Origin of the sequence: Paenibacillus nasutitermitis, assembly GCF_014641075.1 — a bacterium.
Taxonomy (GTDB): domain Bacteria; phylum Bacillota; class Bacilli; order Paenibacillales; family Paenibacillaceae; genus Paenibacillus_Z; species Paenibacillus_Z nasutitermitis.
In genome coordinates this window covers 1,252,847-1,264,418 of the sequence record NZ_BMHP01000002.1, presented here as the reverse complement: position 1 = coordinate 1,264,418, position 11,572 = coordinate 1,252,847, and the positions used below count along the sequence as shown (strand labels likewise).

Here is an 11,572-nt window from a genome sequence, read left to right as displayed (position 1 = left end):
AGGAAGAAGTTCTGCCGGCATGAACCGGCGTCTTTGCGAAAGGAGGGAGACGATGCTGGAGCAGATTGCGGCAAAATCAGTCAGAACGATAATCGGGTTGATGTCAGGTACTTCGCTTGATGGCGTTGATGCCGCAGTTGTGCGTATCAGTGGTAATGGCTGCGATAACACGATCGAGCCCTGCGGTTTTATAACGATACCGTATGAAGCCGCTTTCCGGGAGCAGCTCAAGGGACTTTGCGGGCCGGGAGGGGCTGATGCGGCAGGGATATGCTCCATGAATTTCCGGCTGGGCCGGATGTTTGCCGAAGCAGCCGCCGCAGTCGCCGCCCAATCGGGGATTCTGCTCCAGGAAGTGGATATCATCAGTTCTCATGGACAGACCATCTGGCATCAGCCTTCCCTGAAGGGCTGCGATATTCCGTATGCTGAAGCGTCCACATTGCAAATCGGTGATTTATCGGTTATCGCACAGCTTACAGGTGTAGTCACCATTGGCGATTACCGTCCTTCCGATATGGCCGCCGGAGGCCAGGGGGCGCCGCTCACGCCTTACGCGGATCATCAATTATTCGGCCATCCAGACAGAGGCAGAATAGTCCAAAATATCGGCGGCATCGGCAACTGTACCGTCCTGCCGCGGTCCGCAGCACTGGAACAAGTGACGGCTTTCGACACGGGGCCGGGCAATATGATAATCGATCAGGCGGTCGTCACCTTATCCGGAGGTACGAAGGAATATGATCATAACGGCGAATGGGCAGACACCGGATGTGTCGATCACGACATGCTTGGCCGGCTGCTCAGCCATCCCTATTTCAAACAAGCTCCGGTGAAGACAACCGGCCGGGAAATGTTTGGAGCGGCTTATACGAGGAGCTGGATTGCCGAAGGCGAGCAACAGGGTCTTTCACCCGCAGATTTAGTCGCTACATTCACTGCCTTTACAGCATGTTCGATTGTCCGAAGCTATGAGGACTTTATCTTTCCCGTACATGACATCAAGGACATTATTATTTCGGGAGGCGGATCGAAGAACCCTGTACTGATGCGAAGACTGGCGGAGCTGCTGCCATGGCAAACGGTAACCGCTTCCGATGCTTTAGGTATCTCGGGCGACGCCAAGGAAGCTATCGCTTTTGCCATGCTCGCGGACAACTTTGTTCGTCGCAAACCAAGCAATCTTCCAGCCGTCACTGGAGCAGACCGGCCGGTGGTCATGGGGAAACTGGCTCTTCCTTGAAGAGCAGGCGGCGGGTCTCCCGTTGAAGGATCGTTACCACGACTGAGTACAACAGCTAGAACAGGAAGAAATCATGAAGAATGTTCTTCGCAGAAAAGAGGGATCTGTAATGGCAAACTTCGTTATGACCGGCGCCGACTCATTGCCGGAATGGGGTGAGAAGAACCTGTCAGGAAAGCGGTTTGGCTTGCTGACCAACCCGACAGGTATCGATTCGCAGTATCGTTCCACGATCTCGATATGCGCTGGATTACAAAACGCCGAATTGGTAGCGCTGTTCGCCTGCGAACACGGAATAAGAGGCGATAAGCAGGCAGGCGTCAAGTTCTCCGATGAGACAGACCCCGAGACTGGATTAACCGTCTACAGCCTTTATGGGGAACACCGCAAGCCGACTGCGGCCATGCTGGAAGGATTGGACACTGTCGTGTTCGATATTCAGGACTTGGGTGTGCGCTTTTATACGTACTTGTCGACATTGGTATATGTGATGCAGGCATGCGCCGAGCATGGCAAAGAGCTTATTGTGCTGGACCGGCCGAATCCGCTCGGCGGCAGAAGGGCGGCGGGCGGCTATCTCCATGAAGGTTTTCATTCGATGGTCGGTGCCTGGAAAATTCCTTTCGCTACCGGTCTTACAATCGGGGAGTTTGCAAGTCTGGTGAATGATCAGATGGCAAACCCCTGCACCTTGCAGGTCGTTCCGCTGCAGAATTGGAAACGCGGTATGGAATACACGGACACCGGTCTTCCTTGGCTGCTGCCGTCTCCCAATATGCCGACCATGGATACCGTTCGTGTCTATACCGGAAACTGTCTGTTCGAAGGAACCAATCTGTCGGAGGGCAGGGGCACGACCCGGCCGTTCGAGATGATTGGAGCGCCCTGGCTGCGCAGTCAAGAGCTGTGCGGCAGGCTGAACGGGCTGCACTTGCCCGGCGTTTATTTCCATCCGGTGACCTTTGTTCCTTTGTCGTCCAAGCATAAAGGCGATCTGTGCAACGGCGTTATGACCTTTGTGACCGATAAGTCGATTTACGAACCGATCCCGGCCAGTCTTCATTTGATCCATCAGATTATGAAGCTGCATCCAGAGGAGTTTGAATGGCTGCCTCCATATTCGCCGGAGTCTCCCTGCTTTATCGATATCCTCAGCGGCAGCGATAAGGTGAGAACAACACTGCACCTCCCAGGGGGACTTGATGGCATCCTTGAGGAATGGGAAGCTGACCGCCTGCACTTTGAGGATATTCGCACCGCTTATTTTCTTTACGATGAATAATAATGGAGGTGAACGAAATGCCAGAGCTTGACTACCGGTATTATGTTCCGGGAGATGAAGAACAATTGGTTATCTTGTGGAACCGGTGTTTAACCCGCGACCCCATTACGGCGCTGCGGCTGCGGAATCTTGTTCTGCTTGACCCGAATTTTGATCCCGAAGGGCTGCGGATCGCTAGTTCGCAGGAGCGGATTGTAGGCTGTTTCTATACGATCCGCAGGCTGCTTCCGATGCATGGCACCGAACTGGAAGACGACAGGGGCTGGTCGCCGTTCTTCTTTGTTGATCCGGTTTTCCGCGGACAGGGAATCGCCACTCGTCTGCTTGAGGACGCCAAGGCTTTTCTGCGGGCACACAAACGGGACAGGCTGCTATTCTCTGGCTATGCCCCCAACTATATTGTGCCGGGGATCGATAAGGATGCTTATCCTGCGGGATCGGCTTTTCTGGAAAAACGCGGTTTTCAGCGGATGTATACTTCGGTTGCGATGGACTATTCGCTTGTCGGCTTTGAATATCCCGACGATGTTCAGCAGCTGAAAGAGCAGCGTATCCAGGAAGGCTACTCGTTTGCCGTCGCAGCGGACAGCGACCTGTATGAGGTGATTCAATTCGCGACGAATGAGTTCAATCCTGATTGGGGGCGGGCGATCCGGGAAGGTCTGCTCCAACAGCTTAAAATGACCCAAATCCTCATTGCCAGACACCAAGGGGAGTTGGTCGGGTTTTGTCTGCATGGCGGTTATGAGGGCGTCCGCGAACGATTCGGGCCCTTCGGCGTCGACCCAGGTCAGCGAGGGAGGGGGATCGGCAAAATATTGCTGTTTGATTGTCTGCAGCTTATGCGGTCACATGGCATGCATGGCGCCTGGTTTCTATGGACAGGCGAGCAAAGTCCTGCAGGTCAGCTGTACAAGAAGACCGGCTTTGAGGTCACACGCAGTTTTGAGATCGTATCGACCAGTCTTTGAGTTTCAAAGCAACAAACGGTTTGCAGGAATATATTTTAACTTGGAGGGGTTTTAATGAAAAGGAACGTTAAACGGGTGGTTTTGATGCCTCTGGCATTCGGGCTATTGGCCATGAGCATTGCCGCATGCAGTAACTCAACAGGTAACGATACAAGCGACAAACCTGTCACCATCACGCTGCAATCCCATTATAACGGGACGAACGAGACATTTTTGAAGCCGATCATCGACAAATGGAATAAGGAAAACCCACTCATTCAAGTGAAACTGGATCCAGTCGATTTCGAAAATTTGGTACCGACGATCATGGCAAAATCGACGGCAGGAAAAGGCGCAGACATCCTTCATTTCTATACGCTTTGGTCAGGTCAACTGCAGAAAAACAAAATGCTTGCCGAAGCACCGGAATCCGTGAAAGCCGATGTGGAAGCGCAGTATCCGGATGGAGCCAAACAAGGTTCCTACTTTGATGGGAAACTGTTGGGATGGCCAACCGAAGTGCAAACTTACGGATTTTTCTATAACAAACGTCTCTTCGAAGAAGCAGGCATCGCAGAGCCTCCTAAAACTTGGGATGAGATGTTGGAAGTAGCGGTAAAATTAAACAAAAACGATGCCAGTGGCAAGCCTATTCAGCAAGGTTTGGGCTTGGCCAGAGGTGCAGCGACGGATGAAGTCAAGCCATTTGCGGCTCTACTCTCGACAGCTGGTGTTAACTTATATTCGGAAGATATGACGAAATCAATGATTGACAGCGACGCCTCCAAAAAGCTGGTTGACGTTTACAGCAAAATTTATGGAAAAGGAGGCACATCGGATATTGGGTTTGTTGCAGGAAAGGCCATGTCAGAGGGCAAACTGGGCATGATGATTCACGCCGGATGGTATTCAGGTTCGCTCCGAGCTAAAATGGGCGATAATTTCAAAGATATTGCCGTAACCGATCTGCCTTCGATGGATGGCACAGGAAAAGGCTCACTGACATACACATTCTCATGGGGTGTCAGCGAAAAATCGAAAAACAAAGAAGCCGCTTGGAAATTCCTTACCTGGTTTAACACAGAACCGGTTTATGACGGGCTTACGCCTGAAGGCAAGTTCCTGCTGGACACCTTCAACCAGGTTTCATCGCGTAAATCGGACCAAGAGACGAAAGTCATTAAAGACAAACTGGCGACCGATCCGATTCTCGCGAAGTTTAATGAAATTATGTTTTATGCCCATCCGGAACAAGCGCCTGTAGCAGCTACCGAGCTGTTCGATCTGCAGTTCAAAGAAATCGAAAAAATGTGGACGGGCCAGGAAACACCGGATCAAATGATCAGCGCGATTCAAAGCGTGGTCACGAAGAAATTAGCCGAGAGCAATTAGCTTATGCTTAAGATCCCGGGTAGGAAGCGGCATGCCCATATCCATCAATCTACCTTTCTAAGCAAAGTGAGGTAACCTATGAAATCTAACAAGTTAAGCAGCCAAGGTTCATTGGCTTATGCCTTTCTTTCGCCTACTTTTGCTTTTTATATCCTGTTTTTCACCATTCCGCTTTTCTTTTCCATCTATTTGAGTTTTACGGAATGGGGAGGCTTCGATTTAGGCGATATCAAGTGGGTCGGCCTGAATAATTATCAAAAGCTCTTTTCCGGCGAAACTGATTTTTTTCATCCTATTTTAACGAACACCCTGTATTTTGCTTTCGGCACCGTCGCGATTTCCTTTATCTGTGCACTTGCCGTTGCTTATACCATATCCCGACTGAAGCACGAAGGCTTTTGGCGGACGCTTTATTTCCTGCCTTCCGTAACAACGGTCGTCGCAGTCGGGAACGTCTGGAGCTACATGTATGATCCGACTAGCGGTCTTATAAACGATATCATCGGCAAGCTCGGCTATCATCCTATCCCGTTCATGGACCGGCCTGATATCGCCCTGAGCGCTTTGATTATCGTTGGCGGCTGGCTCGGTATAGGCAGTTCCATGCTGATTTTGACGGCGGGGCTCAAAGCGATCCCGGAAGATTTGTACGAAGCCGCTGATATGGAAGGCGCTGGTCTGGGGAAGACATTTATGACGATCACGCTGCCATTGCTCAAGCCGTCCATTCTATTCGTACTCATCACATCGTTTATAGGCGGGTTGCAGTCGTTCACCTTGATTCTGGTCATGACGAAAACCGGTGGACCGGGCAATTCAACCAATGTCGGAGGGCTCGCGATGTATAATCAGGCGTTTTCATTCGGTAACTGGGGTATGGCCTGTGCCATGGCAGTCCTATTGTTTGTTGTGATTTTCATTATCACGATGATTCAGTTGTTTGCATTTAAAAAGGGAGGGGTTGAGGGATATCAATGAAACCGAAAAAATTTCCTTGGTTCTCTTACCTCGTAATCATTTTAGGAAGCATTATTATGATATTTCCCTTTCTGGATATGTTTTTCTCTTCCTTTAAGGGCGTCGCCGAATACAGCAAAATGAAGTACAGTTTATTTCCAGATTCGTTTCAATGGGAGAATTACCGGACCGCGTTTAACAACTTGAATATGCTCGTATTATTCAGGAACAGTCTGACCCGCTCCGTCATCTTGACGATACTGGTGCTGTTAACGAGTTCAATGTCCGGTTATGCGCTGGCCAAGCTGCGGTTTCGCGGCAAGGCCATCATCTTCCGATTTATTCTTAGTACGATGATGTTCCCTGGGTTTCTGTTCTTGATTCCGAATTTTTATATTATTGTGCATTTTCCGATGGCAGGCGGCAACGATATATTCGGCAACGGAGGCAACGGAGGCTTGGCAACAACGGTGTTTGGACTAGTCGTTCCGTCCATGGTCAGTGCCTTTGGTATTTTCCTGATGCGCCAGTTCATCATGACAATCAACGACGCCTATCTGGAAGCAGCGAGGGTAGACGGGGCGTCAGAGCTGAGGATTTTTGCCCAGCTCATTCTTCCCATGACGGTGCCGGCACTGGCCACATTGGCCATCTTTGAGTTCATCGGTTCCTGGAATGAATTCATATGGGCGCTTCTTCTCAGCTCTATCAACCCGGATTTGGCGACTTTGCCGGTCGGAATCCAAACGTTGAAATCGAACCTCGATCCGACGCTTACGCAGCCTCTTGTGATGGCGGGACTTGTCATCAGCACCGTGCCTATTCTATTGATCTTCATCCTTTTGCAGAAATATTATGTACGCGGATTAACGAATGTAGGACTGAAGTGACAGTAGGATTCCACTAAAAGACAGGAGAGATGTCAAATGAGTAACACGAAACAGCATATTCTGGCTATTGGCGCGCACGCAGGGGATCAGGACTTGACAGCAGGAGCTGTTCTGGCCAAATATGTAATGGAAGGCCATAAGGTCACGATGCTGCATCTGACACCGGGGGAGAAAGGCCATCCCCTGCTTTCCGCCGAGGAGTATGCCAAGCAGAAAACGGAAGAAGCCCATCAGTTTGCCGATGTTATCGGCGCAGATGTCCGTTTCCTGAGCTATAAGGACGCAGAGCTTCCTGTCGATGAAACGGTTAAATACGAGGTTGCCGATATTATCCGCGAGCTGAAGCCCGAGATCGTCGTCACACACTGGTCCGGCAGTATGCACAAGGATCATTCGAACACGCATCATATTGTCAATGATGCGAGGTTGTATGCCGCACTCGAAGCGATCAATCGGGACCTTCCGAACCACCGGATCAAAAGAATGTATTATTCCGAGAATTGGGAAGACATGTATGGCTTTAACCCTGAGGTATTCATCGATATCCCCGAGGAAGCTTTCGAGCTTTGGGTCAAAGGCTTGCACTGCTATGCGTTTGCCCGCGGAGAGACCGGCTTCCCTTATATCGATTACTACAAAGCGCTGACTGTTGTCCGCGGGATCGTCAACGGGTTTAAACGCGCCCAAGCCTTTGCGGTTGGACCAGGCGGCGTTCATCAGCGTCTCCAGTACTTTATGTAATGGCAGCAAACAGACATGAGCTTATGCTCCAGAACTTGCAGGAGGCAGCCATAGGCTGTCTCCTTGGCGCGGGATCGGGAGGGCATGATAAGGGGGGAGGTAATCGTGCGAATTGAAGGAATCGGCCAATGCAGCGCAATGGGCCTGGACGATGCCCGTATCCGCAGGGCGTTTGCTCTTCTGGATGAGGGAATTGCAGCCGGCGTTATTCCGGGCGCAGTTGCTTCAATCGGCAGAAACGGGCAGTTTGTCTCGTATACAGCGGGTGAAGCGGTTACCGGAGCAGCAGGTCCTATACCGGTCAGGCCGGATACGCTCTATGATTGTGCATCCCTGACGAAAATCGTCGTCACCTTGCCCTTGATTCTGATGCTGCTGGAGGAAGGAAGGATAAGGCTGGACGATCCGGTCATCCGTTTTCTGCCACAGTTCTCGCAGGCCGGGAAATCGGATGTTACGATCCGGCATCTGCTCACGCACACGTCAGGGCTTATTCCTTTCACCGATATGCATTCCCATGGGTGGGACCTGGATGCCATCATCGACTTTGTCCTTTCCCAACCCCTGGAAAATCCGCCGGGAAAGCAGGTGGCCTACAGTGATATGGGCTATATTGTGCTTGGTCATATTGCGTCCTTGCTCTATGAGGGACCTCTATCCCGGATTGCGGCAGACCGTTTGCTAATCCCTCTGGGGATGACGGATACGCAGTTCTGTCCGCCTGCCGCACTGCGCTGGCGTATTGCCGCAACGGAATGGTATCCTTACGAGAAGGGTCCGCGTTGGGGTGATGTTCACGATGAGAATGCCTATGCAATGGGAGGCGTGAGCGGTCATGCCGGATTGTTCGCCACCGCCTCTGACCTGTCGCGGTATGCAACCATGTGGCTCGGCGGGGGCGTAATTGAGGGGCGGCGGATTCTGTCGCCTGCCGCGATTGGGCTGGCTGTACGCAATCATACGGTTGCGGCTTGCGGAGGCAGCCGCGGTCTGGGTTGGGCCTTGAAAGGAGACAACTTCGATGCATCGGGGGATCTGCTGTCCGCCGCGAGCTATGGCCACACCGGCTTCACCGGTACCAGCATATACGTGGATCCGGACAACCGGATCACGATCGTGCTGCTTACGAACCGGGTTCATTTTGGCCGGGACAGGGATATCTACCGGATTCGGGATGTGTTTCACAACGCGGTCGCAGCATCCATCATCGACCGTTAATTTTTTTGAAAATAGCCTCTTTATCTATGGGTTTGTATTCCAGTATAATGGATCATCGGGAATTTTAATAAAGGGGAATCAATTTCATAAAGAGATTTTACCTAATTATGAAATTGATTCAGGGGTAACAAAATAGTTGTGGAGGTATGCGTTTGAACGGAGGGCTGGTTAGACTCAGGGAAATCATAAACGATTTGACTCCGTCGGAGCAGAAGGTAGCCAAATTTGTTCTGAATTATCCCGACCGGATGATCGGCATGTCGATCGCCCATCTGGCGGAGGAAAGCGGCGGCAGCAAAGCGGCTGTGATCCGATTGTGCAAATCGATGGGGCTTAAAAGCTATCAGGAACTGATGCTGAAAGTAGCGGGCGACATGCGGGAAGAAGCCGTTCAAGGTTATCAGGAGATAAGGCCGCAGGATTCCATAGCGACAATCGTACAGAATGTATCCAACAATAATATTCAGTCCATACGCGATACGTTGAAAATATTGGATGTCTCCATGGTGGCCAAAGCGATCGAGGCGCTGCACAGCGCCAAGAGCATTTTTTATTATGGGGTAGGTGCATCGAATCTGATTGCACAGGATGCCCAGAATAAATTCATGCGGATAAACAAGCCCGGCTTCTCGTTCTCGGATACCCATCTGCAATTAACTTCGCTCGTTACCATAACAGAGCGGGATGTGGCGGTGGGGATCTCATATTCCGGGGAGACCGCCCATGTGGCTTCTTGTCTGAAGAAAGCCAGGGAGCTTGGTGCGATAACGATCAGCATCACGAAATATGGGCACTCCCGTGTCAGCACGGAGGCGGATATCCCGCTGTATATCACGTCGACGGAGAACGAGATCCGGATCGGGGCGATGTCTTCGCGGATTACCCAGCTGAACGTCATCGACATCTTGTATCTCGGCGTGGCGAGCATCGATTACGAGGAGTCGGCTAAATACCTGAAGCAAAGCCGGGAGACAGTAAATGAATTAAAAGGCAAATAAGATTCAGGCGAAAGGGGCACAGACGTGCCCCTTTTTTTGCTTAGTATAGACGATGGCACCTGATGAGCTGATCCGGGGCTTGTATGACTCTATTTCGCAATAATATTATCATAGAAGCGGCGGGAATTTTGGAAGAAAGCTTCGATGGATTCCTTTACTAACGCCATATCTCCGGTTTTGACGGATTTCAGCAGGGCGGAGCGCATCTCCACGCTATTCTCGATGGCCCCGGGAACCCGCAGCAGACGCAGGCTCGTTTCCCGGCGCAGATGGACGATCGTCTGCATCAGCTTGGCGTAGATGCGGTTGCCGGAAATATCACCCATATACAGGTCAAAGGTATCCAGCCCGTCTAGAAAAGCAGCGGGCTCGGATTTTTTCGCCGATTTGGCGAGGGTTTTCAGAAGCCCCTGCAGATAGGTGAAATCTTCTTCAGTCGCGCGGGCGGCGGCGGACAGGTACACCTCGGATTCGATAAGCTGCCTGGCGGCGTAAACTTCATCGAGGTTATGAATTTCGCTGTGGAACAGCCAGATAATCGTTTCTGCAGGGAGCGGGACCATCTGCTCGTTGACGAAGCTTCCTTCTCCCGCTTTGATGGTAATCAGTCCGACCAGGGATAAAGCCCGCAGCGCTTCCCGCACACGTCCCCGCGTTACCTTGAATTTCTCGGCTAGATCCCTTTCATTAGGCAGCTGCTCGCCTGGACGAAGTTGGCCGGAAGTGATCAAGCCGGCGATTTGCTCCATAATTTGTTCGGTAACCGTAACTTTCTTGACGGGAATGACTTCAAACATATAATAGCCTCCGATAACGTTGCAGATCTGTTATGTTGCCTACTATACAGAATTTTATTGAACGCCACAAGAACGTATGATAAGGTCAACTTACGGTTCTCTGGTAGTACCGTTAAATCATAACTTGCATGCGGTGAATCTATGGACAAGAGGAGCGATGATAACGATGGAAGCTCTCCCGGATCAGTCGAAACCGAGAATCGACGCGCACCAGCATTTTTGGAATTTGGACAAAGTGGCCTATCCCTGGCTGACCCCCGATTTTGGAACCATTTACCGGACGATTGAAGCGCCGGAGCTTGAACCCCTGCTCCAGGCCGCAGGTATGGACGGGACCGTTATCGTTCAGGCCATGAACTCTTATGAAGATACCGATTATATGCTGCACACGGCATCCCGCTATGAATGGGTGGCTGGGGTTGTCGGCTGGGTCCCGCTGGACAGGCCGGAAGAAGCTGCGAAAAAGCTGGAGCAATATAGCAGGAATCCTTTATTCAAAGGCGTTCGCCATCTAATTCATGAAGAGAAGGATCCCGATTGGGTCGTTCAGGATTCGGTTATTGAAGGGCTGAAGGTGCTGGCAGGCTTTGGTTTGACCTTCGATGTTGTAGCTGTTTTTCCCGATCATCTGAAGCATGTGCCTACGCTCGCGGAGAAGGTGCCTGACCTGAGAATGGTCATCGATCATCTGGCGAAGCCGCGGATTAAAGAGCGGCAGATGGAGCCATGGGCCGGCCAGCTCAAAGCCGCAGCTGCTTATCCGCAGGTTTATGCCAAGGTATCCGGCCTTAATACCGCCGCGCCGGACAACTGGTCGGCAGCCGATATTAAACCCTACATCGATTATGCGATTAACCATTTCGGGGCAGACCGTTTAATGTTCGGCAGCGACTGGCCGGTGGCGAATCTGGCAGGCGATTACGGCAGGGTATGGCTGGAGACCAATAAAGCCCTGCAGGGTCGCTCGCAGGGCGAGATCGAGGCAATTCTGGGCGGGACAGCTGTATCCTTCTATAACTTGTAACCGCTGTTGCCGCTTATTCAAATTGTATTGCCCATCCAAGTCATACAGCCAACCGGCAAACCGGATCATTCCGGCGAGTC

General features: G+C 51.3%; 11 protein-coding genes. 10 read left to right on the top strand and 1 reads right to left on the bottom strand.

What is annotated here, in order from left to right:
• Positions 1–52: 52 nt before the first annotated feature.
• From IEY46_RS16065 to IEY46_RS16025, 9 genes are all read left to right on the top strand, one after another.
• On the top strand, positions 53–1,243 hold the full coding sequence (locus tag IEY46_RS16065) for an anhydro-N-acetylmuramic acid kinase (RefSeq protein WP_188992977.1): 1,191 nt from the start codon (positions 53–55) through the stop codon (positions 1,241–1,243).
• A gap of 109 nt (positions 1,244–1,352) precedes the next feature.
• The gene (locus IEY46_RS16060; RefSeq protein ID WP_188992976.1) at positions 1,353–2,525 is read left to right on the top strand and encodes an exo-beta-N-acetylmuramidase NamZ family protein; all 1,173 of its coding nucleotides are present in this window, start codon (positions 1,353–1,355) and stop codon (positions 2,523–2,525) included.
• A 17-nt stretch (positions 2,526–2,542) separates the two neighbouring features.
• Positions 2,543–3,496: a GNAT family N-acetyltransferase gene (locus tag IEY46_RS16055; RefSeq protein WP_188992975.1), complete on the top strand. Its 954-nt coding sequence runs from the start codon at positions 2,543–2,545 to the stop codon at positions 3,494–3,496.
• Positions 3,497–3,550: 54 nt separating this feature from the next.
• Positions 3,551–4,867: an extracellular solute-binding protein gene (locus tag IEY46_RS16050; protein WP_188992974.1), complete on the top strand. Its 1,317-nt coding sequence runs from the start codon at positions 3,551–3,553 to the stop codon at positions 4,865–4,867.
• A gap of 78 nt (positions 4,868–4,945) precedes the next feature.
• Positions 4,946–5,845: a carbohydrate ABC transporter permease gene (locus tag IEY46_RS16045; RefSeq protein ID WP_188992973.1), complete on the top strand. Its 900-nt coding sequence runs from the start codon at positions 4,946–4,948 to the stop codon at positions 5,843–5,845.
• A 56-nt stretch (positions 5,846–5,901) separates the two neighbouring features.
• Positions 5,902–6,714: a carbohydrate ABC transporter permease gene (locus IEY46_RS16040; RefSeq protein ID WP_229750319.1), complete on the top strand. Its 813-nt coding sequence runs from the start codon at positions 5,902–5,904 to the stop codon at positions 6,712–6,714.
• Between the two features lie 36 nt (positions 6,715–6,750).
• Complete coding sequence (locus IEY46_RS16035; protein ID WP_188992971.1) at positions 6,751–7,455, top strand: PIG-L deacetylase family protein; 705 nt, start codon at positions 6,751–6,753, stop codon at positions 7,453–7,455.
• Positions 7,456–7,560: 105 nt separating this feature from the next.
• Entirely contained in the window at positions 7,561–8,673 is a 1,113-nt protein-coding gene (locus IEY46_RS16030; RefSeq protein ID WP_229750318.1) for a serine hydrolase domain-containing protein, read from the top strand.
• Between the two features lie 152 nt (positions 8,674–8,825).
• Positions 8,826–9,671, top strand: coding sequence for a MurR/RpiR family transcriptional regulator (locus IEY46_RS16025; protein ID WP_188992970.1), 846 nt, complete (start codon positions 8,826–8,828; stop codon positions 9,669–9,671).
• 89 nt (positions 9,672–9,760) lie between these two features.
• Here IEY46_RS16025 and IEY46_RS16020 read toward each other — a convergent pair whose 3' ends face one another.
• Positions 9,761–10,468 carry a FadR/GntR family transcriptional regulator gene (locus IEY46_RS16020; protein ID WP_188992969.1) on the bottom strand — a complete coding sequence of 236 codons (708 nt, stop codon included), beginning with the start codon at positions 10,466–10,468 and terminating at the stop codon, positions 9,761–9,763.
• A 166-nt stretch (positions 10,469–10,634) separates the two neighbouring features.
• Between IEY46_RS16020 and IEY46_RS16015 the strand changes: the two genes are divergently transcribed.
• Positions 10,635–11,492, top strand: coding sequence for an amidohydrolase family protein (locus IEY46_RS16015; RefSeq protein WP_188992968.1), 858 nt, complete (start codon positions 10,635–10,637; stop codon positions 11,490–11,492).
• Positions 11,493–11,572 lie beyond the last annotated feature (80 nt).